The organism is Saccharospirillum mangrovi (assembly GCF_003367315.1).
GTDB lineage: Bacteria > Pseudomonadota > Gammaproteobacteria > Pseudomonadales > Natronospirillaceae > Saccharospirillum > Saccharospirillum mangrovi.
In genome coordinates this window covers 2021947-2048894 of sequence record NZ_CP031415.1, presented here as the reverse complement: position 1 = coordinate 2048894, position 26948 = coordinate 2021947, and the positions used below count along the sequence as shown (strand labels likewise).

Genomic DNA, 26948 nt, shown 5'->3' with positions numbered 1-26948 from the left:
TGTGCGCTTTTGGCACGAAAGAGTTGAATTTGCCTTGCCAATCAGGGGACAATCGCCCGCCATCACAGTTTAAACGAACGTTTGAATGAGACATCAGCGCCCATCCAGACGGCGTAAATACAATAATCAGTCTCAGGAGTACGCATGACTGAACCCTATACCCACAACGCCTATCCGGCTGGCATGCAGGCAAGCATCGATCCGGAACAATACGACAGCGTTTTGGATCTGTTCGAGCAAAAAACCCAAGAGTACGCAGACAAACCCGCCTACACCTGTATGGGTCGAACGCTGACCTACGGCGAGCTGGATCGCTATTCCGCCGCCTTCGCAGCCTATCTGCAGAACGAAACCGATCTGCAACCGGGCGACCGCATCGCGGTGCAACTGCCCAATATCCTGCAATATCCGATTGCTGTTTTCGGTGCGCTGCGCGTGGGCCTGACGGTGGTCAACACCAACCCGCTGTACACCGAACGCGAGTTGGAGCACCAGATGAACGACTCCGGCGCCAAAGCGCTGGTGGTGTACGCCGGTATGGCGGCACAGGCGATCAAGGTGCAGCCCAAGACGCCGGTGCAGCACATTGTGGTGACGGAACTTGCCGATCTGCATCCTGGTTTAAAACGGGTGCTGATCAACACCGTGGTCAAGCGCGTTAAGAAAATGGTGCCGTCGTATGACAGCAGCCGGGTGTTCTCGTTCCGTAAGGCGCTGCAACTGGGGGCGGGACAATCCTTTACCCGCATAGCTGCCGGTCACGATGAGACCATCATCCTGCAATACACCGGCGGTACCACTGGCGTAGCCAAAGGCGCCATGCTGACCAACCGCAACCTGATCGCCAACTCGCTGCAGTGCAATCAGTTCTTCAAACTGGCGCTGAAAAACGGCCAGGAAACCATCGTCGCACCGCTGCCGCTGTACCACATTTACGCTTTTACCGTGCATTGCATGACCATCATGCTGACCGGTAACCACAACGTCCTGATTCCCAATCCGCGTGACATCAAAAGCTTTATTGGCGAACTGAAACAGCATCGCTTCAGCGCCTTTGTGGGTTTGAATACCTTGTTTGTCGCCTTGATGAATAACGAAGGTTTCACCGACGTTGACTGGAGCAGCCTGCAGTTGTGTGTGTCCGGCGGTATGGCACTGAACCGTTCGACGGCTGAACGTTGGGAATCGCTGACCGGCTGCGCCATTGCCGAAGGCTACGGCATGACCGAATCGTCCCCCGTTTTGTCGTTCAATCCGTCCGGCCATGTGCAACTGGGCACCATCGGCATTCCCACGCCGAGTACCGAAGTGCGCATCTGCGATGACGACGGCAAGCTGCTGGGCTTTAACGAACCCGGTGAATTGCAGGTTCGTGGCCCACAGGTGATGAAAGGCTACTGGAACCGTCCGGACGATACTGCGAAAACCATCGATGCCGACGGCTGGTTGAAGACTGGCGACATCGCGGTACTGCAGGAAGACGGCTATCTGAAAATCGTCGACCGCAAGAAAGACATGATCGTCGTCTCCGGTTTCAACGTTTACCCGAACGAAGTTGAAGACGTGCTGTCGGCTCACCCGAAAGTGGTTGAGTGTGCGGCCGTGGGTGTGCCGAGCGAGAAAAGCGGCGAGGCGGTCAAGGTGTATCTGGTAGTGCGCGAGCCGGTGACGGAGCAGGAATTGATCGATTTCTGCCGTCAAAGCCTGACTGGCTACAAAGTGCCGCGTCTGTTTGAATTCCGTGACGAACTGCCCAAGACCAACGTTGGCAAGGTATTGCGCCGCGAGTTGCGCGATACCGACTGATTCATTCGACGGTCAAACGACAATCCCGGCTTCGTGCCGGGATTTTTGTTTTGGTCTGCCGGGTTTTGATCCGCCGGGGGCGCCCCTATAATGCCCGCCTTTGACATCTGAATCCTGACGTCAGGCACTCGAAACGACTGCATGAGCGATTTAACGCCCTCCGCCATTCTGCAACAACTTGACCGCTGTCTGGTTCGCGACCGCCACTATCTGCGCGGTCGTTGCCAGCAGTGGCAACAGTTGCTGTCGGCAAACCAGCCGACGGAAAAGTTAGCCACGGCCGTCACCGAGGTGTTTGAACGATCCCGCGCCGGCTTAGACCAGCGCGAAGCCAGCCTGCCAACCATTCACCTCAACGACGAACTGCCGGTCAGCGAACGCGCTGACGACATTCGCGCTGCCATCGAAGCGAATCAGGTGGTGATTGTTGCCGGTGAAACCGGCTCGGGCAAAACCACGCAGCTGCCGAAAATCTGCCTGCAGGCGGGTTTGGGCCGGGCCGGCCAGATTGGTCACACTCAGCCGCGGCGTCTGGCGGCGCGTTCGGTGGCCGGCCGGTTGGCCGAGGAATTGAACGTCAGTCTGGGGCAGGCGGTCGGTTATCAGGTGCGGTTTACCGACGCCACCGCCGACGACACCCTGATCAAACTGATGACCGACGGCATTCTGCTCAACGAAATTCAGCACGATCCTTACCTGAATCGTTACGACACCCTGATCATCGATGAAGCGCACGAACGCAGTCTGAACATTGATTTTCTGCTCGGTTATCTGAAGCGGCTGCTGCCGCAACGACCCGATCTGAAACTGATCATCACCTCGGCCACCATCGATGTGGAGCGCTTTGCCAGCCACTTTGACGGCGCACCGGTGATCGAAGTCTCCGGGCGGACGTTCCCGGTCGAGGTACTGTACCGGCCGATGAGTCCGGACGAAGAGGATTACGCGGCCGATATACCCGGTGCCGTGCTCAACGCCATCGAAGAAATTGAACGCCTGGAAGCGGCCGGTGAAACCCACGCGCGCGGCGGCGATGTGCTGGTGTTTTTGCCCGGCGAGCGGGAAATTCGCGAAACCTTCCAGACGCTGAAACGGGCGCAACTGCGCCACACGGAACTGTTGCCGTTGTACGCCCGGCTCAGCGCCAGTGAACAGCAACGCATTTTCAGCGAGCATTCCGGGCGGCGCATTGTGTTATCGACCAACGTCGCCGAAACCTCGCTGACGGTGCCCGGCATTCACTACGTGGTCGATTCCGGGCTGGTGCGTATCAGCCGCTATTCGACGCGCTCCAAGGTGCAACGTTTGCCGATTGAGCCGGTGTCGCAGGCGTCGGCCAACCAGCGCGCCGGTCGTTGCGGGCGGATCGCGCCCGGGGTGTGCATCCGGCTGTTTGATGAAGCCGATTTTAAGCAGCGGGCCGAATTCACCGATCCGGAAATCCTGCGCACCAATCTGGCCTCGGTCATTCTGCAAATGCTGCACATGCGGCTGGGGCAGGTGGAAGACTTCCCCTTTCTCGAAGCGCCCGACAGCCGGCAAATCCGCGACGGCTATACGCTGCTGAGCGAACTGGCGGCGGTCACTAATAACGGCCGGTTGACGCCTTTGGGCAAAGAGCTGGCGCGTTTGCCGGTCGACCCGCGTCTGGGCCGCATGGTGATTGAGGCCAATCGCCAGAAAGCGCTGACCGAAGTGCTGGTGATCGCCAGCGCGCTGTCGCTGCCCGATCCGCGCGAACGACCGCAGGACAAACAACAGGCCGCTGCCGAAAAGCACGCTCAGGACAAAGACAAGGATTCCGATTTTCTGGCGTTGTGGAACCTGTGGCAGCGCTATGAAGAACAGCGTCAGGCACTGAGCCAGAGCCAATTGCGCAAGTTCTGCAAACAGCAGTTTTTGAATTATCTGCGCATGCGCGAATGGCGCGATATTCACCGCCAACTGACGTTGCTGTGCCGCGATCTTGGCTACAAGGCCAACGTGGAACCGGCCGGTTATGAGTCGATTCACAAGGCGTTGGCGTCCGGTTTGTTGAGCCAGATTGCCGCCTTTAAAGAAGAGCGTCAGTACACCGCAGCGCGCGGTCGGCAATGCCGCATCCATCCGTCCAGTGCGCTGTCGCGGCGTGGTCCGAAGTGGCTGGTGGCGGCCGAATTGGTGGAAACGACACAGTTGTTCGCGCGTACCGTTGCCCGTATCGAACCGCGCTGGCTGGAGCCGTTGGCCGAGCATTTGGTCAAGCGGCAATACAGCGATCCGCATTGGGAGAAAAAGCGTGGCGAAGTGGTCGCCAAAGAAACCCTGACGCTGTACGGCCTGCCCATCGTCAGTCAGCGCAGCGTGCATTTTGGCAGCATCGATCCGGAACAGTCGCGCGCCATCTTTATTCGTTCGGCGCTGGTGGAGGGCGAATTCCAAACCAAGGCAGCGTTCTTTCAACACAACCGCGCTTTGATCGGCGATGTACTGGGGCTGGAAAACAAAGCCCGCCGTCGCGACATCCTGGTTGACGATGAAACCCTGGTCGCGTTTTACGACGAACGCATCCCGGACGACATCGTTAACAGCGCCGGCTTTCACGCCTGGTTGAAGAAGCACCCGGATGTCGATCTGACGTTAACGCCTGACAAATTGATGCAACACGGCGCTGATAGCGTAACCGACACCCAGTACCCGGATTTTCTGCAAGTCGAGCGCATGAAACTGCCGTTGAGCTACCGCTTCGAGCCGGGCCATGAAGCTGACGGCGTGACGTTGACAGTACCGGCCGGTGCCGTTGCCCAATTGCCCGTGGCGCGGCTGGATTGGCTGGTGCCAGGGTTGCGGCGCGACAAAATCATTGCCTTGTTGAAAGCTCTGCCCAAGGCTTATCGGCGCAATTTTGTGCCGGTACCGGACTTTGCCGACGCCTTGCTCGACAGTCTGGAACAAAGCGACACGCCGCTGCACAAAGCCGTTGGCGAACGACTGTTCCGTATGACCGGCATTCGGGTACCGGAAAACGAATGGCGTCTGGATCAACTGGAGCCGCATCTGCAGATGCGCTTCCGGGTGGTCGATGAAGACGGTAAAACCATCGCCAGTGGCCGTGATGTGTCGGCCTTGATCGAACCCGCCAATGCTGGCTCAGCGCGTTCGACGGCAAAACCGAAGCCGACTCAAACCGAGTCGGATGCCACAGCCGGCCACATGACTGACTGGCTGCTGGGCGATTTGCCGGACGTGGAACATTCCATGCAGGCCGGAATACAGGTAGCGGTCTATCCGGCCCTGGTCGATAAAGTGAATGCGGTGGCGGTAGAGCGTTTTACCCATCCGGATTGGGCTTTGTTGCAACATCGCCAAGGTTGTTTGCGCTTGGCGAGTTTCCGCCTGGCATCGACGCTGGATTTCCTCGCCAAGCGGTTGCCAGCGTTTCAGCAAAGCGCCTTACTGTTCGCACCTTATGGTCAGGCAGAACGGCTCAAAGCGGATATACTCTGGGCGGCGTTGGGCGAGGCGTTAAGCGACGACTTACCGCGCAGCAAAGCGGCCTTCGATCAATGGCTGGAAACCGGGCGGGGCAGTTTGGTCGAAGTGGGTGAGCGCCTGGCCAGACTGGTGCACGAGGTGTTGCAAAAGCACCATCAGGTGCGCAAACAGCTCAAGGGCAAGGTGTCGTTTGCCACGGCGTTTATTTATTCGGACGTCGCGGCGCAGCTTGACCGCTTGGTGTATCCGGGCTTTGTCAGCCAGACACCGGCCGCATGGCGCAGCGAGTTGCCGCGGTATCTGGATGCGGCCGATCGGCGGTTGAACCGATCCGGCGGTATCCCAGGAAATGAGAACCTGTTGGTAGATGAGTTAGCCAACTTCTGGCAGCTTTACCAAGCCAAGGCCGACGCCTGGCGACAGCAGCAAATTCCCAGCGAAACCCTGACAGAGTTCCGCTGGATGTTGGAAGAATATCGGGTTTCACTTTTTGCCCAGACCTTGGGAACCAGATTTCCCATCTCGGCCAAGCGTCTGGACAAGCAATGGCAGCAGGTAGTCGCAGCATGAAACAAAGTGTTCATGAAGAAAGGTTGAAGGTACCGACGGTTGGAGGGGGCCACCTCTTCGTACGTCAATTGGCGCCGGAGCAATCGACAGCGGTTGTGGTGATGGTGCACGGCCTGGGCAACCAGGGCGATGTGTTTCTGCAAGACGGCCATGGTCTGGCCAACTATCTCTCCGAAATGGGTTACACCTGCCTGGTGCCGGATTTGATCGGCCAGGGGCAGAGTTGGCCGCATCGCAGCCGCCAGCTGAACCACGGAGCCGGCGTCATGATCCGTGAGGATTTGCCGCGCATCGCCGCCGAAGCGCGCCGCATTGCCAACGGCAAGCCGGTGTTTCTGGTCGGCCAGGGTTTTGGCGGGGTGTTATTGGCGTCTGCCTACGCGCGCATTTCGGCCATGCGTCCGCAGGTGGCGGGCATGGTGCATTTGGGCACCCGGCGCAGCACCGAGCTTGGTGGTGTGTCTCACGGTGGCTGGGACACCTTTGTCTGGCAGCGGCTGTTGCCGTTGCTGGGCGTGCTGAAAGGCGAAGTGCCGCTGCACTGGTTCAGCAAGTCAATGAATGCCGAATCGCTGCAGTTGTTCCACGATGCCCAGGTTTGGAGTGAAGGCGAATGGCGTGGGCCGGGAACCGACAGTTTCGATTACTCCGCCGCAGCGGAACAATTGGACTGGCCGCCGAGCCTGTACCTGGCGCGTCGTAAAGGCGGCTACGCCGACAATCTGGCCGATGTGCGTGAATTCATGCGCGAACTGGGCACTCACAATGGCCGTTTGCTGGTATTGGGCAAACGCGACGGCAACCTGCGCAACTACGGGCCGCTGTCGATGCTGCAACACGACGATGCCTGGGTGGATCACTTCCCGGTCATTCTGGATTGGCTGAATGAACGGCTGCGCCAGATTGATACCGACGAAGCCCCGGCGCGCCATCTGGCTTCTGTCTGAGTCATTCCGCTGGCCCCGTTCCGGGGCCTAATCTTCGCCGTACGCATCGCGCACTTTCTGATACGCCGAGCGCGTTGCGGTCGGCGAAAATCCTTCCGGCACTTTATCCCTGAGAAAAAACGCAAAGGCCAGAATACGCGCCACCCATTCGTACAGGTCCGGCGGTATGGCCTGACCGATATCGAGTTGATTCAGGATGTGCACCAGGTCTTCGTCCTGATACACCGGCACCTTGTATTCGCGCGCCAACCGCAGAATTTCTTCCGCCTGTTCATTTACCCCGAGCGCCGAGACGATGGGCGTGCGTTTGCCGCTGTAGGTCAGGGCAGCGGCTGCGGTATCGGCTTTTCGATCTTGATCACTCATGTGTGAACGTCCACCAAGGGTTTAAACGCATCGGGTTCTGGGGTGCTTTTCTTGCGCGGCATGCCATGACGGGTGTGTAACTGACGTTCGCCCAAACCTTCTGTCCATTGCTCCAGTGTGCTGATCTGGCTATTGAGGAAGGCCAGCGTGCTGCGGTCTTCCGACCAGAATGTCACTTCGGTGTGTTTCGGCTCCCAGATTAAATCGGCGCACAACGGCGCTAATGGCTCCAGTTCAAAAAACAGCCGAAACCGCCACAACCGCTTGCTACGACCGGAAGATGCTGTCTCTTCTTCGCTGGCCTGTTCTTGCCACCATTCCAAATTGGCCCAGGCTGAAGGCCCCATCCAAACCAGTGGAATACTCAGTTGCTGCACCACCGGGTTGGGTGCAGCATCGCCGCTCTGGGTCAAGGCACTCAAAGTCTGTTGAATGGCATTGTTTTGCGTTTTGCCTTGCACCGCTTCCAGCCAATGACGCAATTGCACCAAGGGTTGCAGTTCGGCCGCGCTTTGCTGATGTGCGGTGTGGCTGTTGTGTATCTGTGGCAACGGCGGAGGCGGCAGCGGTCTGTCGAGTCCGTAGTTAAGGTCGTTGCCACGCAGCAGATGTTGAGCGCGTTGCGCCAGGCTTTGTTGCAGGCTCGCCGGGTTTTGGCGAATGCGGTCGTCGATCAGCACCAGCCACTGCGCCAGTCGAATTTCCAATGGCACACGACCGGAAGGTTCCAGGCGGCCGGGCAGGGATTGCCAGTTGGTGTTATTGCCAGCCAGAGGCGGCTGTTGACTGCCGCCAGCGGTGGTTAAGCTCCCGCTAAGTGCGGCCAGAACATCCAGGCTGGCCGGCAACGGCCAACGCGGCAGAGCCAGCTGTGGCTGCAAAGCCGACAGGGCGGCGTGTAGCACTGGCCGGGTTTCCGGCGAGATAGCCAGCGGTGTGGCAAATCGTTGCGGTTGTTGCAGCTGTTGAACATCGATCAATTGCAGTGGCAACGGTGCAGATTGTTGGTTTGCGGAGAGGGTGCTGCTGATCAACATGACCGGAGCCGTCAGCTTGGGCAACTCGGTTGGCGTCGCAGCCGGTGTCAGCTGTTGCAAAGCGGCTTGGCTGGCGATCAGGTTGGTTGGCGCTGAGTGTTGCGTCGGTTGCCACAACTGCCACTGTCCGGTTGGTTGCTGCTGCACCGGCACCCACTGAATCGGTGTGTGTTGCTGAACGGGCAGGGACGTGCGGATGGCATTGAGCAGCGGCAACAGTTGTGTAACCGGTGTTGTTGTTGCGGTAGCCGATGGTGCGCTGGTTTGAGTCGGAGCCGGTTTGGGTGAAACGACCGGGTCGCTGCGCGGCAAGTCGCCCTCAGGAATGGTTGGTATTGGCAAGGCTGGCGCAGTTGCGGCCGGCACCATGGTACCAAACACCGATTGCCGCTGGGGCGTCGCCAGCGGCAGAAAATCACGCAGCCAGTTGGCGACCGTCTGAGCATTCAGCGCCGGTTTTTGACCCAGCCAATCAAGCAGCGGTTTCAGTTCCGGTTGTTGCGTTGCAAGTTGTTGCCGCGATTCAAGCGGCGGCAGGGTAGGCAGTTCCGTCGGGTGAACTTTTGGCAAGGTGTGCGCCTGCCAGAATTGCAGCGACGCCTGCATCATGCGGTTGAGTTGGGCGGGCTCCGGTTTGGGCAGCACCCGAATCTGATCATCGCGGGTCGCTTCGACCAACAGCACGGTGCCTGGCTGAAATGGCTTGTTCGATTGCACCTTGACCCATTGTTCGTTCATCGACAGCAGCAATTCGAACAAAGGCTTGGTGGGTGAACCCAGATTGTGTTGTTCGACGACCACCGCTATCGCCGGTGCCGATTGCCGCAACTGGGCGATGACATCTGCCTGCGGTTGCAGCAAACCTTCGCCGCCGCGATGCGCGGTACGGGTCGACAAGGTGCTGTCGACCGGCCGGCGAATGCTGTCACTGCGATCAATCCCCGCCATGGGGCCAATCCTCGAAAAAATCTCTCTCCAGTGTAGCGGCCAGGAGGGGTGCGGCTAAAGGTTCAGGCACTGCGGTCAAACCGCTATAATCGCGCCACATTTTTCGGCGGGATCGATATGACCCCAGTGTTGACGGCACAAGCGTTGCGATGTGAACGCGACGATCGCCTATTGTTTGAACAATTGAGCTTCGATTTGATGCCGGGCGACATCCTGCATTTGACCGGTCCGAACGGCAGCGGCAAGACCACTTTATTGCGCTCGCTGGTCGGTCTCGGGCAGTCCGTAGAAGGGCAGATTCGCTGGTTTGATGGCCGCCAAAAAGCCAATGAAAAGATTTGGTATATCGGCCATAGGCCAGGGGTCACGTTGCTACAATCGCCGCTGGAAAATTTGCGCTACGGCCTTGCACTGCGCGGCCTGGAGCCGAATGAGACTGATCTTTGGCGAGCGTTGGAAAGCGTCGGTTTGCGCGGTTATGAAGAGCTTCCCAGCCGGCAATTGTCCGCCGGTCAGCAACGACGAGTCGCCTTGGCGACGTTGTTTTTGAACACACCCACCATCGCCGCCTGGGTGCTGGACGAACCTCTGACTGCACTCGATGATGCCGCCGTCGGTCTGCTCAAACATCGTATTCAACAATTTGCCGCCGAGGGCGGCGCTGTGCTGATGACCAGCCACCATGGAATGGATGGTGATGGTGTCCGCACGCTGGTGTTGGGGAGTCCGGAGTGACGTTACGTCGAGTTTTTCGCCGGGTTTTGCAACGCGAACTGCAACTGGCGTATCGTCGGCGCGCCGATCTGGCCAACCCGCCGTTGTTTTTTCTGATTGTGGTGGCGCTGTTTCCGCTCGGCGTTACACCCGATCTGGATCGCCTAGCGACCATGGCCGCCGGAGTGCTCTGGGTGGCTGCGCTGTTGGCGAATCTGTTATCGCTGGATTTGATGTTTCGCAGCGACCAGGAAGACGGTTCGCTGGAGCAATTGTTATTGGCCGCCAGTCCGCCGACCTTGCTGGTGCTGGCAAAGGCATGGGCGCATTGGTTGGTTACCGGCTTGCCGTTAACGCTGATGTCGCCTTTGCTGGGACTGATGTTAGCGTTGTCGCCCGACGCCATGCCGTTGTTGATGTTGAGCCTGGCGCTGGGCACCTTGACGCTCAGTCTGGTCGGCGGCATCGGTGCAGCCCTGACCGTGGGCTTGCGGCAGGGCGGGTTGTTGTTGACCTTGTTGATCATGCCGCTGTTTGTGCCGGTGCTGATTTTCGGCACCGCCGTTGTTCAGGCGGCGGCAAGCGGCCAGCCCTGGCTTGGTCCGTTGGCGTTGCTGGCGGCCATGGCGTTGGTGGCGCTGGCTTTGGCACCGTTGGCGACGGTCGCTGCCTTGCGCATTGCCGTCGAAGAATAACGATTCCGGCGACTCGTTTACGTCGGGACATAATCACTGTGAAGCCGGGTGGCCGTGCCTGGTTGGAGTTGTACTCAGGATGTCGCAAAGCTCGAATTGGCAAAGCACGCTCTGGCAAGGCCTGGTGCGGTGGTTCCACAAATGGACCTCGCCGAAATGGTTCTACAACCTGAGTCGCCCGTTGAGCGCCTGGACCGGTTGGCTGGCGCTGCTGATTTTGGTTGTTGCGTTGACCTGGGGGCTGGCTATCGCTCCGATTGAACGGCTACAGGGCAACAGCTACCGCATCATTTTTATTCATGTACCTTCCGCTTTCCTGTCGCAAGCCATCTACGCCGCCATCGCCGTTCTGGGTTTGATCGGCCTGGTGTGGCGCATCAAGCTGGCTTTTTATCTCGCCAAACAAAGCGTACCGATTGGCGCCAGCATGGCGTTTCTGGCCTTGGTGACCGGTGCCATTTGGGGCAAACCGACCTGGGGTGCCTGGTGGGTTTGGGATGCCCGGTTGACGTCCATGCTGGTGCTGCTGTTGCTGTATTTGGGTTTGTGGGCGTTGCACAACGCCATGGAGCGCCCGGAAAGTGGCGACAAAGCCGCCGCCATTCTGGCGTTGGTCGGCGTTGTGAATTTGCCGATCATCAAGTTTTCGGTGGACTGGTGGAATACCCTGCATCAGCCCGCCACTCTGAAGTTCACCGAAGCGCCGCCGATGCACATCAGCATGCTGATTCCGTTTTTGCTGTCGATTCTGGGTTTCTATCTGGCCGCCGTCAGTTGGGCGTTGATACGCACTCGGGTGGAAATTTTGCAACGGGAACGTCGCACCCAGTGGGCGCGTGATGAAATGGACCGTCTGGGAGGCCAAGCCTGATGTTTGCGTTCGATAGCCTGGCCGATTTTCTGGCGATGGGGCGTCACGGCTTCTACGTCTGGACTGCGTACGGTTTTGCCGCCGCGGTCATACTTTACAACCAGATCAGCCCACGGCTGCTGCAGCGTCGCTTGATCGCCGAACATCAGCGGCGCCAGCGTCGCGAACAAGCCACGCAATCGACTTCCCAGCCTGGAGCCGCGCCTCGATGAACCCGAAACGCAAACAACGTTTAATCCTGATTTTACTGGCGACCTCCGGTGTCGCCGTGGCCGTACTCCTGGTGCTGTTTGCGCTCGGCCAGAACATGAATTTCTTCTATTCGCCGTCTGACATCGCACGCGGCGAAGCACCGCATGATCGTGATATCCGTGCCGGTGGCATGGTTAAAGAAGGCTCGGTGCAGCGCGACGGCGATTCGTTACACGTCAGTTTTGTGGTCACCGATTTTGTCGAAGACGTGCGGGTGAATTACGTCGGCATTCTGCCGGATTTGTTCCGCGAAGGTGACGGCGTGGTGGCCATCGGCCGACTGGCTCAGAACGGTCAATTCGAGGCGTCCGAAGTGCTCGCCAAGCACGATGAGACCTACATGCCGCCGGAAGTTTCCGATGCCCTGAAACGGGCAGAAAGCGCCAACGTCTATTGACGTTCTGGCAATGACAGACGCATTTATCACGCACTGAAAAAGAGTCGCTATGTTACCGGAGTACGGACATTTTGCGCTGATCCTGGCGCTGCTGCTGGCTACTGGCCTGTCTACCTTGCCACTGTACGGTGTGCTCAGCGGACACGGTGGGTTTCAGCGGTCAGCCACCGCTCTGACCTGGGGCATGGCGTTTTTCCTGGCAACGGCGTTTGCCATCTTAGTGGCCTGCTTTCTTGCCGACGATTTTTCCGTGCGCATCGTCGCCGAGAATTCCAACGGCCAATTGCCCTGGTTCTATAAATTTTCCGCCACCTGGGGCAATCACGAAGGGTCGATGCTGCTCTGGGTATTGATGCTCGGTGGTTGGGCCACGGCCGTCAGTCTGTTCTCCGGTGCGTTGTCTCAAGAACTGAAAAGCGCTGTTCTGGCAGTGATGGGCATGATCTCACTGGCCTTTCTGCTGTTCCTGCTGATCACCTCGAATCCGTTTGATCGACTGTTGCCCATCCCGCCGGGCGACGGTGGCGATTTGAACCCCCTATTGCAGGATTTTGGTCTGATCGTCCATCCACCGACGCTGTACATGGGCTATGTCGGCTTTTCGGTGGCGTTCGCTTTTGCCATCGCAGCTTTGATTACCGGTCGGTTTGATGCCGGCTGGTCGCGTTGGGCACGCCCCTGGACCAATCTGGCCTGGGCGTTTCTGACATTGGGCATCGCCTTGGGCAGTTGGTGGGCTTATTACGAATTGGGCTGGGGCGGCTGGTGGTTCTGGGACCCAGTGGAAAACGCATCTTTCATGCCCTGGTTGGTCGGCACCGCATTGATTCATTCACAGGCCGTCAGCGAAAAGCGCAACCTGTTCAAATCCTGGACGTTGCTGTTGGCGATTCTGGCGTTTTCCTTCAGCTTGCTCGGCACCTTCCTGGTTCGTTCCGGCGTTTTGACTTCGGTTCATGCGTTTGCCACCGACCCCGAGCGCGGCCTGTTCATTCTGCTGATTTTGCTGCTGACCATTGGCGGCTCGCTGTTGCTGTACGCGCTGCGTGCCGGCCAGATTCGTGTGTCGGGTGAGCATGGCCCGCTGTCGCGTGAATCGTTCCTGCTGTTCAACAACATCATTCTGGTGGTGATCGCCTTTATGGTGTTGCTCGGCACGCTGTTCCCGCTGCTGTTCGATGCCTTTGGTTGGCGCAAGCTTTCGGTTGGCGCGCCGTATTTCAACGGCATGTTCAATTTCTTCATGGTGTTCCTGTTGTCGCTGCTGGCGGTGGGTCAGTTGTTGCGCTGGAAACGGCACCCGGGGGCAGACCTGCGTGCGCTGCTGAAAATCGGCTTGCCGGTCGCGATTGTCCTGGCGTTGATTCTGCCGCCGTTGCTGACCGCTTCCTTTAATTGGCGGGTCTGGTTGGGATTGGCGTTGGTGTTCTGGTTGTTGGCTGGGCTGGTTCGTTTGCTGCTGGACCGCACCCGCAACGCTTCAAAACCCTGGCAGGCCTTGCGTCGCGCTGGAGCGTCTTTCTGGGGTATGTGGCTGGCGCATTTGGGCGTGGCGATCAGCGTGGTCGGGGTGGTGCTGGTATCCAATTTCGATGTCGCGCGCGACTTCCGTATGGCAGCCGGCGACACCGTTGAAATGGGCGATTACCACTTCCGCTTTGATGGTATTGAAGACGTTCGCGGACCGAATTATCGCTCCGATCTGGGCGTTATCACCGTACTGCGCAACGACCGCGAAATTGCCGATCTGCATCCGGAAAAACGCTTCTACAACGTGCAGCGCAACACCATGACTGAAGCCGGCATTGATGCCGGCTTGTTCCGCGACATCTATGCCTCTCTGGCGGAGCCACTGGACGATGACCACCAGGTCTGGGCGGTGCGTCTGCAAGTCAAACCCTTTGTCCGCTGGATATGGTTGGGTGCGCTGTTCATGGCCGCTGGCGGGGTGTTGACGCTGTTTGATCGTCGTTATCGCAGCGGCCGTCGAACAAGCAACGGAGGTCGTTCATGAGCCGCAAGTGGGTTCTGTTTTTGCCGTTGAGTCTGGTGTTGTTGCTGGCGGGATTGTTCGGTTACGCCTTGCTGTCGGGTGTTGACCCCAGCGAAATGCCGTCGGCGCTGGAAGGCGAAACCATGCCAGCGTTTCGACTCAGCACGGTGCAGGACAGCCGCGATATGCTGAGCGCTGACGATCTGCTCGGCGAACCGTTTTTGCTCAACATCTGGGCGACCTGGTGTCCGTCGTGCAAGTGGGAGCATCCGTATCTGAACAGCCTGGCGCAGGAAGGCGTGCGCATCATCGGCGTGAACTACAAAGACGAGCGCGAGCTGGCGCAGGCCTGGCTGAACGACTATGCCAACCCCTACGAGATCGACCTGTTCGATCCCAACGGCGACCTCGGCTTCGAGTTGGGTGTGACCGGCGCGCCGGAAACGTTTTTTATCGACGCCCAGGGTGTCATTCGCTATCGCTTCCAGGGCCCGATCGACAGCGCCCTGTGGCACGACGAACTGAAGGCCGTGTATGACTCGCTTCATTAAGCCCTTGCGCGAACTGCTGGTGCTGGTCCTGATCGGCGCGGCGCTTACCGCCTCGGCCGAACAGGAACAACGCTATTTCGACAACGACGCACTGCGCGATCGCTACGAACAACTGATCTGGGAACTGCGTTGCCCCAAATGTCAGAACCAGAACATCGCCGGTTCCAACGCCCCCATCGCTGCCGATATGCGCGACAAAACCTACGAACTGCTGCATCAAGGCTACAGCGATGCCCAGATCATCGATTACATGATCGAGCGCTATTCCGAATTCGTAACCTACAAACCCCGCGTTACCTGGGGCACCGTCTGGCTCTGGTTGATTCCGGGCGCGGGTTTGTTGACCGGCGCGCTGGTTGTACTGTGGCTGGCCCGACGCTCGGCCAGTCAACCCGCGGCACCGATCAGCGCTGCTGAGCGACAACGCCTGAATGAACTGCTGCAACGGGAGTCGGACGAATCATGATGGTCTTTGTATTAATGATTCTGACCGCCTGGCTGTTTGTGCTGCTGGCGGTGCGCACCGGCCGTTCCAGTCGTGCCCGTGATTCGGTCAGCGAGTCGATTGCCATTCACCGTGAGCGTCTGACGCAACTGGAAGACGACTTCCGCCAAGGCCAGTTGGACTTGGCCGACTATCAGCAATTCAAAGCCGAAACCGAACGCGCCTTGCTGGACGACACCCGTAAAGAGGCGCGCGGTGAAGACCGCCGGCCGTTGCCCTGGCCGCTGGCGTTAGCGGCTTTAGTGATTATCGGCGCGGCGTCCTGGCTGCTGTATCAACAATGGGGCGCGTCCGATGCCGTTGAAGTGCGGCGCGGCTTTGTTGAACTGGCGACCAGCGAGCAGCCGACTCAGGCGGAACTGGATGCCACCCTGGATGGTTATCAGGCGCTGTTGCAGCGTCACCCCGACGATCTGCAAGGCTGGTTCCGCTTAGCCAACATGCAAATGGAACTCGGCCGTTACGCCGACGCTCAGCCGAACCTGGAACGTGTTTTGCGCCTGCTGCGCGACGGCGGCCGTAACGCCGAAGACGAAGCCACGATACTGTCGTATCTCGGCCAGTCGCTGTGGGCGCAAGAGCAACCGGACGCAGCCTTGGCGCGGTTTGAGGAGGCATTGCAGTTTGACGCCCAAAACAACCTGGCGCTGGGGTTTGCCGGTCGGCTGACGTTTGAAAACGGCCAGTACCGTCGCTCCATCGACTATTGGCAGCGGCTGAAAAATCTCACCAGTGCCGATGCCGATACCCGCCTGATCGATGAATTCATTCGTCGCGCTCAACTGGCGTTGGCCGAGCAGGGCATCGACTATCAGCCGGAGCAGCAGGCCCGATTGCAGTTGGACATTCAATTGCCAAGCGCCTGGGAAGGTTTGCCCGACGAAGCCGCGTTGTTTGTCTACGCGCGGCGTCCGGGTGAGCGCATGCCGCTGGTCGCCAAGCGCGTACCGGTGACCGCTCAAACCATGCGGCTGACACTCAGCGATGCCGATGCCATGACCGCGAACGGCGGGCTGGCCGGCCAGAGTGAAGTCGAAGTCAGTGCCCGGGTGTCGTTCTCTGGCGTTGCGCAAAGCGCGCCGGGCGACTGGACTGCCGAGCCGCAACGGGTCGATTTAAGCGAGAAAGCCCAGCAACAATTACGTCTGCAATTGCGTCAGCCTTAGGTTGCCGTAAGCGGTTTTTGGGGCTGCCCTAAGTCGTTGATCTGGTTCCAGAAATGGGCTGACGCGGCGGTTTCAACCACCGCCGAATACAGCTAGAATCGGCGGAACTCTTCCTAACTCATGTTCCAACTCATGCCTACAGGCCAACCCGGTTCATTACGGGTGGCCTTCGCCGGGACTGGCAGGACGCTATGCGACTGAAAAGCATCAAGATGGCCGGGTTCAAATCCTTTGTCGATCCGACCACCATTCCCTTTCCGACCAACCTGTCGGCCATCGTTGGTCCCAATGGTTGCGGCAAGTCGAACACCATCGACGCCGTGCGTTGGGTGATGGGGGAATCGTCCGCCAAGCATTTGCGTGGCGAGTCGATGACCGATGTGATTTTCAACGGTTCCAACGCACGCAAACCAGTCGGCCAGTGTTCGGTCGAACTGGTGTTCGATAATTCCGATCACAGCCTGCAAGGCCAATACGCCGGCTTTAACGAAATCTCCATTCGCCGCCGCGTCACCCGTGACGGCCAATCGGCTTACTTTCTCAACGGCACCAAGTGCCGACGCAAAGACGTCACCGATTTGTTTCTCGGCACCGGCCTCGGTCCGCGTTCTTACGCCATCATCGAGCAGGGCATGATCTCGCGCCTGATCGAAGCCAAACCGGAAGATCTGCGCAACACCATCGAAGAAGCCGCCGGCATTTCGCGCTACAAAGAACGTCGCCGCGAAACCGAAAACCGCATGCGTCGCACGCGCGAAAACCTGGAACGCTTGACCGACATTCGCGACGAACTCGAACGCCAGTTGCAGCATCTGCATCGCCAGGCGCAGTCGGCGGAAAAATACAAAGAATACAAAGCCGAAGAACGCGCCACGCGTGCGCAATTGTCGGCACTGCGCTGGAAGCGACTGGACGAAGAAGTCGGTCAGCAGGAACTGAAAATTTCCGAATTCGAAACCCGTTACGAAAGTTTTGTTGCCGAACAGCGGCGCATCGACGCGGAAATTGAAGCACTGCGCGAAACCCATCACGACGCCACCGAAGCCTTTAACGAAGTGCAGGCGCGCTATTACCAGTTGGGCAACGAAGTCGCGCGGTTTGAACAAACCATGCAGCATCGGCGCGAACAAAGTCAGCAACTGGTCACCGATATTCAGGACGCCGAGCGTCAACTGCATGAAGCTGGTCAGGAATCTCAGGCCGACGCTGACCGTGTAGAAGAAAGCCAGGAAACGCTGGAAATGCTGGCGCCGGAATTGGAAGCAGCGGCTGAAAAAGTCGCGCGCGCCAGCGAAGAATTAGCGGCGATGGAACAGCGCCAGCAGGAATGGCAAACCAAGTGGGACGCCTTTAACCAGAACGCCCAAGGCCCGAAACGCCAGGCTGAAGTGGCGCAATCACGCATTCAGCATTTGGAACGTGTGATCGAACAACTGCATCGTCGTCAGGAAAATCTGTACCGCGAGTGCGATCAATTGAGCGCCGATCCGGAAGCAGAAAATCTCGCTGCGCTGCTCGAACAAACCGAAGACCTGGAACAGCGCGCCGAAGCCTTTCATAGCCAGCTGGACGATCTGTCCGAACGCCTGCAACGCACCCGCGAAGACGCCGAACAAAAACGTCAACGCTACGACGATACCCGTCAACAGTTGCAGCAAAAACAAGCGCGTAAAGCAACGCTCGATGCCCTGATCAAAGCCGCACTCGGCGATGAAAGCCAGGGCGTACAGGATTGGCTGGCCAGCCATCAATTGCGCGAAGCCGTGCGTCTGGCGCAAAACGTGGACGTTGAACCCGGTTGGGAAGCGGCCGTGGAAGCGGTGTTGGGTGATCGGTTGCAGGCGGTGTGCGTCGAGTCTGTCGATGGCATGGGCGACGCCATCAGTCGCTTCAAAGATGGCACGCTGACCCTGGTCAGCGGCCCGGCGATGACTGCCGCCAGCGGCGACAGCCTGGCCTCCAAAGTACGCTGCGATCGCGACTTGTCGAACTGGCTGGCGCCGGTGCAATTGGCCGACTCGCTCGACGATGCCTTGGCAAGACGCAGCAGTTTGCAACCGCATCAAAGCCTGATCACCCGCGATGGCATCTGGGTGGGTCCATCCTGGTTGCGCGTGCGTCGCGGCGAAGGCGCGGCCGATGGTCTGCTCAGCCAGCAACAGGAACGCGATGGCCTGATCGATACCATCGACGAACTGGAAGCGGTGGAAGAAGACCTGGAAGTCAGCCTCAACGTTGCGCTGATGCAGCAAAAATCCATCGAAGAAGAACGCGAACAACTGCAACGCGACAACCAGCAATTGAGCCGGCAACTGGCCGAAGCCAAGTCGGAATTGAGCGGTCGTCAGGTGCAGGTGGAACAACTGCGTGAACGCCGTGAACGGTTGTCGCTCGACATTCAGGAAGTCGAAGCGCAGATGACTGAAGAGCGCGAAAGTCTGTCGATGTCGCGCGAAGAATTGCAGCAGTCGCTCGACGCCATGGAAGAAGACGTCGATGAACGCGAAGCGCTGTTGGGCGAACGCGAAGAATTTCGCATCAGCGTTGATGAAAAACGCGATGAAGTACGGGCACTGCGTGACGCCGAACATCAACTGCAATTGAAGCAACAAACGCTGTCCACCGAAGTGCGTTCGTTGCAGGCGTCGTTGGAACGTGCGAGCCAGCAGAAAGCTCGCGCGCAAGAGCGCCTGACCCGACTCAAAGAACAACTCAGTGAACGCGAAGATCCATCGGACGAACTGAAAGAAGAGCTGGAACAAAAGCTCGAAGCGCAGATGGAACTCGAAGGTGCACTGAACGAAAAACGTTCGGTGATGGACGCCGCCGACGCCAAGATGCGCGAGTTGGAACAAGCGCGCGCGGCAACCGAACAACAAGCGATGAATGTGCGTTCGGAAATGGAACAGCAGAAGATGAACGCCCAGACACAAATTACCCGTCGGGCAACGCTGGCCGAACAATTGGCGGAACAGCAATTCGATCTGCAAACAGTGCTGGGCAATTTGCCCGACGACGCCACCGAAACCGCCTGGGAAGAAGCGCTGGAACGATTGGCCGCACGCATTCAGCGGCTTGGCCCGATCAACCTGGCGGCCATCGAAGAGTACCAGACGCAAAGCGAGCGCAAGCGCTACCTGGATGATCAGGATCAGGATTTGCAACGGGCGTTGGAAACTCTGGAAAACGCCATCCGTAAAATTGATCGCGAAACCCGCACCCGTTTCAAAGATACGTTTGACCGGGTGAACCAGGGTTTACAGGACCTTTTCCCGAAAGTGTTCGGCGGTGGTCATGCTTATCTGGAACTGACCGGCGATGATTTACTCGACACTGGCGTGGCGATCATGGCGCGGCCACCGGGCAAACGAAACACCACCATTCATTTGTTGTCCGGTGGGGAAAAAGCGCTGACGGCGATTGCATTGGTGTTCTCAATTTTCCGTCTGAACCCGGCGCCGTTTTGTATGTTGGACGAAGTGGATGCGCCCTTGGATGACGCCAACGTCGGTCGCTATGCACGCCTGGTGGAAGCCATGTCGGAACATGTCCAGTTCATCTACATTACGCACAACAAGATTGCCATGGAGATGGCGCATCAATTGATGGGCGTCACCATGAATGAGCCGGGCGTGTCCCGGTTGGTATCGGTCAACGTCGAAGAGGCTGCTGAGCTGGCAGCCATCTAAGGCGAGCAACGTTTCCGTTTTATCGATTTAACAGGAGGGCAGCATGCGCGAAATTCTGGTCATCATCGGCGTGGTGCTGATCGCCCTGATTCTTTGGGACGGCCTGCGCCGGATGCGCAAAAAAGGTCGCTACGCCGACGATTACGAAGACCCGGATGAAATCCGCAAGAAAGCGGAAATCGCTCGCGAACTTCCCAATGGCGGTGCCCGGGTCCGACCGATGGATAACCGCGATCAAACCGATCTCAATACCCGCCTGAATTTGCGCGAACGCGTGCCCATGCTGATGGATCCGGTGGATGACGAAGCGTCGGCGGCGCCGGCTGAGCCCGATGTGCATGTCGATCAACAAACGCTGGATTTTGACGCGCCGGTGGCCGAGGCCGCAGAACCCGAACCCAGTTTTTTCGCATCAGCGGCTGTTGACGATGAAGACGACGATCTGGAAAGCGACGCGTTCGAAGACGACGCCACAACGAACGACGATGTCGCCGTGGATTCCGCGCTGGAAGACGCAGACGACGTAGCAGAAGACGCACCTTTGTCTGACGACTGGGACGAACCAGCCTTCAGTGCCGCAGATGAACCGTTACCGCAAGAGCCGCCCGACGAGCGCCCGGTTGAAGAATTGGTCATCATCCATGTGATGGCGACCGAAGGTGAAACCCTGGCCGGCAGTGAATTGCTGGAATTGTTGCTGCGCGCCGGTTTGCGTTTTGGCCCGATGGATATTTTTCATTACCGCAATGGCCAGGGGCAGTTGGAATTCAGCCTCGCCAATTGCGTGCAACCGGGCACGCTCGATCCCGATGCTATGGCGGAATTGACGACGCCGGGCGTAACCTTGTTTATGCAATTGCCACAACGCGCTGACCTGATGACGTCGTTCGATCACATGGTCGAGATGGCGCAATTTTTAGCGCAGCATCTCAATGCCGATATGCTCGATGAAAATCACAGCACGGTGACGCCGCAACGCGTTGAACATTACCGTGAACGTTTGCGGAATTTTGCTCGTTCTCAATTGATTCAGGCCCACGAATGACCGCCGAGTTACGCGCCGAATACGAATCGCTGATTAGCCGGATTCGTGATTACGATCATCAATATTATGTGTTGAACCAGTCGGATATTCCGGATGCGGAATACGATCGGCTGATGCTTCGTTTGCGCGAGATCGAGAAAGAAAATCCCGGTTGGGTAACTGCGGAATCACCGACGCAACGTGTTGGTGGCGCGCCCGCCGAAGGCTTTGCGACCGTGGCACACGAAGTGCCGATGTTGTCGCTCGACAATGCCTTCAGTGATGACGATCTGGCCGATTTCTACAAACGTCTGCAAACCCGTCTGAACAGCAACGACGAACTGCGCTTTGCCTGCGAACCCAAACTGGATGGCATCGCCGTCAGTCTGTTGTATGAAAACGGCCGGCTGGTACGCGGTGCCACACGCGGCGACGGCACCACTGGCGAAGACATTACCGTTAACGTGCGCACCATCCGTTCCATTCCGCTGGAACTGCGCGGCTCGGGTTGGCCGGCGGTGTTGGAAGTGCGCGGCGAAATCTACATGACCAAGGCCGGCTTTGAGGCGATGAATAAAAACGCCGAAAGCGCCGGTGAAAAGGTGTTCGTCAATCCGCGCAACGCTGCCTCCGGCAGTTTGCGTCAGCTCGATCCAAGCCTGACGGCCAAGCGTCCGCTGCAAATGTGTTGCTATTCGGTCGGTCGGGTTGAAGGCGGCAATCTCGCTGCGACTCAAAGCGAAACGCTGGCGCGATTGGCCGACTGGGGTTTGAAAATCAATGAAGAAAGTACGGTCGTCTCGGGTCTCGACGCATGCCAGGCGTATTACCAGCGCATGCTGGAACGGCGCGACCAACTCGATTACGAAATCGATGGCATCGTCTACAAAGTCGATTCACTGAATTTGCAGCAACGCCTGGGCTTTGTATCGCGGGCGCCGCGTTGGGCGATTGCCCGAAAATTCCCGGCGCAGGAAGAAAGTACCGTGCTGGAAGGCGTCGATTTTCAGGTGGGTCGAACCGGCGCGCTGACGCCGGTGGCGCGTTTACAACCGGTGTTTGTTGGTGGCGTAACGGTCAGTAATGCGACGCTGCACAACATGGACGAAATCGAACGCCTGGATGTTCGCGTCGGCGATACCGTGGTGATTCGTCGCGCCGGCGATGTGATTCCGCAAGTGGTGCGCGTTATCGACAGCAAACGGCCGGCGAACGCCGAACCGATTCGAATGCCCAGCGAGTGCCCGGTGTGCGGTTCCAATGTCGAACGCGTCGAAGGCGAAGCGGTGGCGCGTTGCACCGGCGGTTTGAATTGCGATGCGCAACGTCGGGAAGCGCTCAAACATTTCGTGTCGCGCCGCGCGCTGGATATCGAAGGTCTGGGCGAAAAACTGATCGACGCCTTGCTCGAAGCGGGCAAGCTGAGCACGCCGAGCGACATTTTTGATTTACAGGCCGAAACGTTGATGGGCCTGGAACGCATGGGCGAAAAGTCGTCCGCCAATGTGATTGCAGCCATTGAAGCGGCCAAGCAAACAACGCTCGGACGATTCCTCTATGCGCTCGGTATTCGCGAAGTCGGTGTTACTACCGCGGAAAATCTGGCGCAGTATTTCGGCACATTGGAGGCCTTGATGGTCGCCAGCGAAGAGGCGTTGTTGGAAGTCGATGACGTCGGTCCGAAAGTCGCCGCGCACGTCGCGCACTTTATGGCAGAAGACAACAACGTCGAAGAAATCAAACGGCTGGTCAGCCATGGCGTGACCTGGCCCGACCCGAAACCAATCGGTGGCGAGCGACCGTTCGACGGCCAGACCTGGGTAGTCACCGGCAAACTCGAAGTCATGAGCCGCGAAGAAGCCAAAGACTATTTACAGCGCCTCGGTGCCAAAGTAGCCGGCAGCGTGTCGGCTAAAACCACTTGTGTGGTGGCAGGGCCGGGCGCGGGTTCTAAACTGAAAAAAGCGACCGAGCTGGACATCGAGGTGATCGACGAAGCGGCCTTCCTCGAGCAGTTGCGCAGCCACGGTCTGTGGCACGACGATCATTAGTCGGTCCAACCTTTCCATTCAAGCCATCGAATAACACGGCAGGAGATTTCATGCTGGAACAGGAAAGCATCGTTTACGGTGTGATTCGCGATGTTGCCACTGAAGGCGGCGATTTCCTGCAGCGCAGCCGGCGGGTGAACAGCGAGGCCATTCTCAGCCTCGGCGATTTTGACGACTTCCCTCATCTGACCACCAGCATGTTCGCCATCCCGGTCGAAGAACTGGAGCAAGGCACGTATCAGACACAGGTGATTCATTTCGCAGCGTCGTATCAGGCGGTCGAATACCACTGGGAACAATGGCTGGCTAAATTCGAAACGTTGTTGAAGCGCATGTATTGGGCGTCGGCGACGGTTCACCTTGAAACGCGGTTGTCCGGCAACCATACCTTTCAATGGACCAGCCACGGCGCGTACCACGCCCCGAGTGATGAACTGAGTTTGCAATGCGCCTGGGACAGCCCGATGGCCGTGAGCCAGAGCGTTGTATGATCATTCCCGCGCAGCGGCTTGAAGCCGACACCCTGGTGCAGGTGATTCGCGAGTGTCTGATGCGTCAGGGCGAAGATTGGGGGCTGGAAGAAGGCTCGTTGGACGCGGCTATCGAGCGCGCCCGACAGGCACTAAGCCAGGGGCGGCTGGTGTTGTACTGGAATGCTCAGGAAGAAAGTCTGGCCTTGGTCGATCCGCGCACTTTGTCGGCAACCGAACGACAGGCAGCGGATGCGTTCGAGGATGGTGAGACTGACAGTGAACGTTCGTTCGACAACGGTCCAGGCAACGATCCAGGCGGCGATTCAGGCCAAGACAGTCAAGTAAACGACGAATGGGATTCTTATGAGTAATGCGTTAATGATCGGTTTCAGTGTGTTGGCCGTCGTCATCATTGGCGTGTTGGCCGTAGTGGCCTGGCGACTGCAACGGCAGGTGTGGCAGCAGCAACGCCAACAGGCCGAAATGCTGCAGGCGCAACAGCAAAAAGAAGCCGAACGAACCGCTTATGTGCTCGACAGTTTGCGTATCCTGTCGGCCAATGTGATCGATGAAAATCTGAACCTGTCGGAAGCGACAATTCGCTGCAAGGTGTTAGTCGATGCGTTGAATTTGCCCGTCAGCGAACGCGAACCTTATCGCGTACTCGAAACGGTTTACGAACAAATCCAGCACTTCGATACCCACGGCGCGCGTAAGGCGTTGTCGCGTCAGGAACGCGACCGGCAAGACGCCGAGCGCGAAGCCATCGAAAGCGAATATCAGGCGGAATTGTTGGTCTGTTTCGAGCAATTGCGCCGCATCGGTTTGGCGACGCAGTAGCTCAGATGCAACGTCTGACTCAGACGCCGGGTTCAGCGATTTGCGATTCCAGGGCGTTGAGCCAGGCGGTCAGCGTATCGGACATTAACAGAGCGTCGGTGCGCGGGTCGTCGGAATCGTCCCCGGTTTCAATCAGACTGTCGCTGTACTTCAGGCGCTTGAGTGCGAAGGCGTCGTCAATCACCGCCTGGCATTGATCGTTCAACACCACACCCAATTGTTTAATGCGCATGCCACTGTCGAGTGAGTGGCGAATTTCCGGGGCGTCCAAATCCAGATTGCGATAGCGCGCTTTTACCGTCGGGTCTTGCGCCATCACCAATTCCAGATCGGCCGACAGTTCGGTGCCTTCGGGCCGCCGTGACGGATCCTGGAACCAGGCGGTCAGCAAATCGCCACCGGCAATCAACTTGCCCAGCGGAACGATTGGCAAGCTGCCGATGGCGTCGCGCAGGTGGGCTGTCACTTCATCGGCGGTTTTTTCGCTGGCGGCGTTCAATACCAACCAATGGCGCGATGGATCGATCCACAGGCTGACGCGTCGGGTTTTATGAAAGGCGCGCGGCAATAATTCGGCGCGAACCGTTTCCTTCAACGCTTCTTTTTCCTTGCGGCCAGGGCGGCGACCTTCCGCTTCTTCGATGGCGATTACTCTTTCGTCCAGATGCTCTTTCAGCACGCTCGACGGCAACAACTTTTCCTGAATCTGCGCGGCCATGAACAAGCGGCCACCAACGTTTTCGCACAGCAGTTGGCTGTCGGCAAAGGGCGGCACCCAGCCAAAGGCGCTTTCCTGCAGTGCGGTCAGACCTGTGAAAGGAAACTGCGCCAGGGCTTCATTGAGGCGATCCTCGTTGACGGTCCAGTCGTCGGTCAGACGGTACAAACGAAGATTCTTAAACCACATGAGCGTGCATCCTGTTGCGAGTGACGGCGGAAATTTTATGCGAAGGGCGCGCAGTGTACTGGTTCGCGTCGCGCGGCAAAACCTCTAAGATGGCGTCTCGTCGTACCCATCGAGAAAACCGTGAATATCGTTATCGCAGCCTTTCGTTCCCGCCCGGTCTGGATTCTTCTGTTGTCGCTGTCGTTGCTGACTTTGATCGGTGCTCTGTCGCCGTTGAATCAATGGTTGGAGTTTCGGCGCCCGGAATTGATGTCCGGCCAAATCTGGCGGCCTTTTACCGCCTGGATGGCCCAACTGAACCTGAACCATTGGTTGGTGAATCAATGGGGATTGGTATTGATGGCGCTGGTGTTACCGCCGCGATTGAAAACGGCCGATGCCCTGGCGTTGGTCTGGGTCTGGGTGTTCGCCAGTGTGATGTTGCTGGTCAGCGATTATCGGCAATACGCCGGTTTGTCCGGCTTACTCTACGGCTGGCTGGTGTGGTCGGTGCTGCGCTCGCCGTATTACCCGTTGTGGCTGCGTTGGGCGGTGGTCGGCGTGTTGACGGTTAAAGTCGTCCAGGAAAATCTGCCGGGTGCGCACGGCAGTGCGCTGGTGAGCGGTTGGATATCCGGCAACATCGCGGTGCAATCGCACGCCTGGGGGCTGACGGCTGGTTGGCTGGCGTTACTGGGCGCATGGCTGGCGCCGCGGTTTATACGTCCTGCGCCTTAACGCCGGTTGCCACTTCCCGGGCAATCGCCAACAGTTCCAGCGCGCCCTGACTGGGCGTGCGCCGGCGGTGTCGGATCACGCCCAGATGGCGTTCCAGCCGCACCTGTTCCACATCGAGAATCGTCATCGAATCGTTGATCAGCCGGTCCGGCAACAGGCTCCAACCCAGACCGCTGCTGACCAGCGCGCCAATGGTTTCCAGATAATTCACCGCCAGCCGGCGCTTTAACGGCAGATGATGCCGATCAAAAACCGACTGAATCAGCCGGAAAGTGGTGGTGTTTTCTTCGGGCAGAATGGCGCGGAAATGCACCAGTTCGTTCAGCCGGATGGCGCCTTTCTTGGCGGCCAGCGGATGGTCGTGGGTAGCGACAAAGTGCAGTTGGTCAGTCCACAGGCGTTCTTCAATCAAATCGCGCGGCAGCGTCGAGGGCAGGGTGATGAACGCCAGTTCCAGATCGCGTTTGAGAATGGCCTGCAACGTCTGTTCGGATTCCAGAAAGCGTAAGTCCAATTGCGCCTGCGGGTGGCGTTCGACCAGGGTGCGCAAGATCGGACCTAAATAATGCAGGCCAATGTGATGGCTTGAGGCCACGGCGATGTGCCCAACCTGGCCGCTGGCGCTTTGGGTGATCGCCTGGCGGGCATCGCGGATGTCTTCGAGGATGCGCCCGGCGCGTTCCACCAGCAGCCGGCCGGCTTCGGTTAAATAGACTTCCCGGCCGATGCGATCGAACAATTTGGTATCCAGACTGCTTTCCAGGTTGGCAACGCGCTTGGATATCGCCGGCTGAGTCAGAAACAGGCGTTCGGCGGCGCGGCTGAACGAGCCGCTGTCGGCCACGGCCAGAAAGGCTTCCAGGCTTTGGTGATCCACAATTCAGGCTCCGTTCCGGCTCTGTGAAAGGGTTATGTATTCCAGTTTGGAATTGAAAACATAAAAATAATAAATTTG

At 58.3% G+C, this 26948-nt stretch carries 23 protein-coding genes; 19 read left to right on the top strand and 4 right to left on the bottom strand.

The features are described from left to right. Window positions 1-144 precede the first annotated feature (144 nt). The 3 genes from DW349_RS09835 to DW349_RS09825 all read left to right on the top strand — a co-directional run bounded on the left by DW349_RS09835 (window position 145) and on the right by DW349_RS09825 (window position 6797). Window positions 145-1806 (top strand): AMP-binding protein, encoded by a 1662-nt coding sequence (locus DW349_RS09835; protein ID WP_108125456.1) that lies wholly within the window; start codon window positions 145-147, stop codon window positions 1804-1806. A gap of 141 nt (window positions 1807-1947) precedes the next feature. After that, window positions 1948-5850 carry an ATP-dependent RNA helicase HrpA gene (gene hrpA / locus DW349_RS09830; RefSeq protein WP_108125455.1) on the top strand — a complete coding sequence of 1301 codons (3903 nt, stop codon included), beginning with the start codon at window positions 1948-1950 and terminating at the stop codon, window positions 5848-5850. After that, a complete protein-coding gene (locus DW349_RS09825) occupies window positions 5847-6797 on the top strand; it encodes an alpha/beta fold hydrolase (protein WP_157954328.1) in 951 nt (316 codons plus the stop codon). Before hrpA ends, DW349_RS09825 begins: the two co-directional genes overlap by 4 nt. Before the next feature lie 27 nt (window positions 6798-6824). On the opposite strand, the gene DW349_RS09820 is transcribed toward DW349_RS09825, so the two are convergent. After that, window positions 6825-7163, bottom strand: a complete 339-nt coding sequence (locus DW349_RS09820; RefSeq protein WP_108125453.1) for an EscU/YscU/HrcU family type III secretion system export apparatus switch protein — start codon at window positions 7161-7163, stop codon at window positions 6825-6827. Next, the gene (locus DW349_RS09815; RefSeq protein WP_108125452.1) at window positions 7160-9148 is read right to left on the bottom strand and encodes a hypothetical protein; all 1989 of its coding nucleotides are present in this window, start codon (window positions 9146-9148) and stop codon (window positions 7160-7162) included. The genes DW349_RS09820 and DW349_RS09815 overlap by 4 nt, the downstream gene beginning before the upstream one ends. A gap of 48 nt (window positions 9149-9196) precedes the next feature. Between DW349_RS09815 and ccmA the strand changes: the two genes are divergently transcribed. The 15 genes from ccmA to DW349_RS09740 all read left to right on the top strand — a co-directional run bounded on the left by ccmA (window position 9197) and on the right by DW349_RS09740 (window position 24369). Next, the gene (ccmA, locus tag DW349_RS09810; RefSeq protein ID WP_232819314.1) at window positions 9197-9883 is read left to right on the top strand and encodes a cytochrome c biogenesis heme-transporting ATPase CcmA; all 687 of its coding nucleotides are present in this window, start codon (window positions 9197-9199) and stop codon (window positions 9881-9883) included. Next, complete coding sequence (gene ccmB, locus DW349_RS09805) at window positions 9880-10557, top strand: heme exporter protein CcmB (RefSeq protein WP_232819313.1); 678 nt, start codon at window positions 9880-9882, stop codon at window positions 10555-10557. The genes ccmA and ccmB overlap by 4 nt, the downstream gene beginning before the upstream one ends. A 79-nt stretch (window positions 10558-10636) precedes the next feature. Continuing rightward, window positions 10637-11428: a heme ABC transporter permease CcmC gene (ccmC, locus tag DW349_RS09800; RefSeq protein ID WP_108125450.1), complete on the top strand. Its 792-nt coding sequence runs from the start codon at window positions 10637-10639 to the stop codon at window positions 11426-11428. After that, window positions 11428-11640, top strand: coding sequence for a heme exporter protein CcmD (gene ccmD, locus DW349_RS09795; RefSeq protein ID WP_108125449.1), 213 nt, complete (start codon window positions 11428-11430; stop codon window positions 11638-11640). Before ccmC ends, ccmD begins: the two co-directional genes overlap by 1 nt. Next, window positions 11637-12077 (top strand): cytochrome c maturation protein CcmE, encoded by a 441-nt coding sequence (gene ccmE, locus DW349_RS09790; RefSeq protein ID WP_108125448.1) that lies wholly within the window; start codon window positions 11637-11639, stop codon window positions 12075-12077. Before ccmD ends, ccmE begins: the two co-directional genes overlap by 4 nt. 49 nt (window positions 12078-12126) lie before the next feature. Further along, window positions 12127-14091, top strand: a complete 1965-nt coding sequence (locus DW349_RS09785) for a heme lyase CcmF/NrfE family subunit (RefSeq protein ID WP_108125447.1) — start codon at window positions 12127-12129, stop codon at window positions 14089-14091. Next, complete coding sequence (locus DW349_RS09780) at window positions 14088-14621, top strand: DsbE family thiol:disulfide interchange protein (RefSeq protein ID WP_108125446.1); 534 nt, start codon at window positions 14088-14090, stop codon at window positions 14619-14621. The genes DW349_RS09785 and DW349_RS09780 overlap by 4 nt, the downstream gene beginning before the upstream one ends. After that, on the top strand, window positions 14605-15087 hold the full coding sequence (locus DW349_RS09775; RefSeq protein ID WP_198650478.1) for a cytochrome c-type biogenesis protein: 483 nt from the start codon (window positions 14605-14607) through the stop codon (window positions 15085-15087). The genes DW349_RS09780 and DW349_RS09775 overlap by 17 nt, the downstream gene beginning before the upstream one ends. Continuing rightward, complete coding sequence (gene ccmI / locus DW349_RS09770) at window positions 15084-16292, top strand: c-type cytochrome biogenesis protein CcmI (protein WP_108125445.1); 1209 nt, start codon at window positions 15084-15086, stop codon at window positions 16290-16292. The genes DW349_RS09775 and ccmI overlap by 4 nt, the downstream gene beginning before the upstream one ends. A 191-nt stretch (window positions 16293-16483) precedes the next feature. Next, entirely contained in the window at window positions 16484-19981 is a 3498-nt protein-coding gene (gene smc, locus DW349_RS09765) for a chromosome segregation protein SMC (protein ID WP_108125444.1), read from the top strand. A 43-nt stretch (window positions 19982-20024) separates the two neighbouring features. Continuing rightward, complete coding sequence (zipA, locus tag DW349_RS09760; protein ID WP_108125443.1) at window positions 20025-21026, top strand: cell division protein ZipA; 1002 nt, start codon at window positions 20025-20027, stop codon at window positions 21024-21026. After that, on the top strand, window positions 21023-23056 hold the full coding sequence (ligA, locus tag DW349_RS09755) for an NAD-dependent DNA ligase LigA (RefSeq protein WP_108125442.1): 2034 nt from the start codon (window positions 21023-21025) through the stop codon (window positions 23054-23056). The genes zipA and ligA overlap by 4 nt, the downstream gene beginning before the upstream one ends. A 50-nt stretch (window positions 23057-23106) precedes the next feature. Beyond that, window positions 23107-23547 (top strand): hypothetical protein, encoded by a 441-nt coding sequence (locus DW349_RS09750; RefSeq protein WP_306418321.1) that lies wholly within the window; start codon window positions 23107-23109, stop codon window positions 23545-23547. Next, window positions 23544-23900 (top strand): YheU family protein, encoded by a 357-nt coding sequence (locus DW349_RS09745; RefSeq protein ID WP_157954327.1) that lies wholly within the window; start codon window positions 23544-23546, stop codon window positions 23898-23900. The genes DW349_RS09750 and DW349_RS09745 overlap by 4 nt, the downstream gene beginning before the upstream one ends. After that, entirely contained in the window at window positions 23893-24369 is a 477-nt protein-coding gene (locus DW349_RS09740) for a DUF2489 domain-containing protein (RefSeq protein ID WP_108125440.1), read from the top strand. The genes DW349_RS09745 and DW349_RS09740 overlap by 8 nt, the downstream gene beginning before the upstream one ends. Window positions 24370-24388: 19 nt before the next feature. Here the strand turns inward: DW349_RS09740 and DW349_RS09735 are convergent, their stop codons facing one another. Beyond that, window positions 24389-25276: a recombination-associated protein RdgC gene (locus DW349_RS09735; RefSeq protein ID WP_108125439.1), complete on the bottom strand. Its 888-nt coding sequence runs from the start codon at window positions 25274-25276 to the stop codon at window positions 24389-24391. A gap of 120 nt (window positions 25277-25396) precedes the next feature. On the opposite strand from DW349_RS09735, the gene rrtA reads away from it, so the two are divergent. After that, window positions 25397-25993, top strand: a complete 597-nt coding sequence (rrtA, locus tag DW349_RS09730) for a rhombosortase (RefSeq protein ID WP_108125438.1) — start codon at window positions 25397-25399, stop codon at window positions 25991-25993. On the opposite strand, the gene DW349_RS09725 is transcribed toward rrtA, so the two are convergent. Further along, window positions 25974-26870 carry a LysR family transcriptional regulator gene (locus tag DW349_RS09725; RefSeq protein ID WP_108125437.1) on the bottom strand — a complete coding sequence of 299 codons (897 nt, stop codon included), beginning with the start codon at window positions 26868-26870 and terminating at the stop codon, window positions 25974-25976. The two genes, rrtA and DW349_RS09725, sit on opposite strands and share 20 nt — an antisense overlap. Window positions 26871-26948: the final 78 nt, after the last annotated feature.

Coding starts and splice junctions, on each gene's coding strand:
- DW349_RS09735 (WP_108125439.1), bottom strand. CDS start 25,276: ATGTGGTTTAAGAATCTTCGTTTGTACCGTCTGACCGACGACTGGACC.
- DW349_RS09780 (WP_108125446.1), top strand. CDS start 14,088: ATGAGCCGCAAGTGGGTTCTGTTTTTGCCGTTGAGTCTGGTGTTGTTG.
- DW349_RS09750 (WP_306418321.1), top strand. CDS start 23,107: ATGCTGGAACAGGAAAGCATCGTTTACGGTGTGATTCGCGATGTTGCC.
- DW349_RS09820 (WP_108125453.1), bottom strand. CDS start 7,163: ATGAGTGATCAAGATCGAAAAGCCGATACCGCAGCCGCTGCCCTGACC.
- DW349_RS09740 (WP_108125440.1), top strand. CDS start 23,893: ATGAGTAATGCGTTAATGATCGGTTTCAGTGTGTTGGCCGTCGTCATC.
- ccmC (WP_108125450.1), top strand. CDS start 10,637: ATGTCGCAAAGCTCGAATTGGCAAAGCACGCTCTGGCAAGGCCTGGTG.
- zipA (WP_108125443.1), top strand. CDS start 20,025: ATGCGCGAAATTCTGGTCATCATCGGCGTGGTGCTGATCGCCCTGATT.
- DW349_RS09825 (WP_157954328.1), top strand. CDS start 5,847: ATGAAACAAAGTGTTCATGAAGAAAGGTTGAAGGTACCGACGGTTGGA.
- ccmI (WP_108125445.1), top strand. CDS start 15,084: ATGATGGTCTTTGTATTAATGATTCTGACCGCCTGGCTGTTTGTGCTG.
- DW349_RS09745 (WP_157954327.1), top strand. CDS start 23,544: ATGATCATTCCCGCGCAGCGGCTTGAAGCCGACACCCTGGTGCAGGTG.
- hrpA (WP_108125455.1), top strand. CDS start 1,948: ATGAGCGATTTAACGCCCTCCGCCATTCTGCAACAACTTGACCGCTGT.
- DW349_RS09815 (WP_108125452.1), bottom strand. CDS start 9,148: ATGGCGGGGATTGATCGCAGTGACAGCATTCGCCGGCCGGTCGACAGC.
- ccmE (WP_108125448.1), top strand. CDS start 11,637: ATGAACCCGAAACGCAAACAACGTTTAATCCTGATTTTACTGGCGACC.
- DW349_RS09785 (WP_108125447.1), top strand. CDS start 12,127: ATGTTACCGGAGTACGGACATTTTGCGCTGATCCTGGCGCTGCTGCTG.
- ccmD (WP_108125449.1), top strand. CDS start 11,428: ATGTTTGCGTTCGATAGCCTGGCCGATTTTCTGGCGATGGGGCGTCAC.
- ligA (WP_108125442.1), top strand. CDS start 21,023: ATGACCGCCGAGTTACGCGCCGAATACGAATCGCTGATTAGCCGGATT.
- DW349_RS09775 (WP_198650478.1), top strand. CDS start 14,605: ATGACTCGCTTCATTAAGCCCTTGCGCGAACTGCTGGTGCTGGTCCTG.
- smc (WP_108125444.1), top strand. CDS start 16,484: ATGCGACTGAAAAGCATCAAGATGGCCGGGTTCAAATCCTTTGTCGAT.
- DW349_RS09835 (WP_108125456.1), top strand. CDS start 145: ATGACTGAACCCTATACCCACAACGCCTATCCGGCTGGCATGCAGGCA.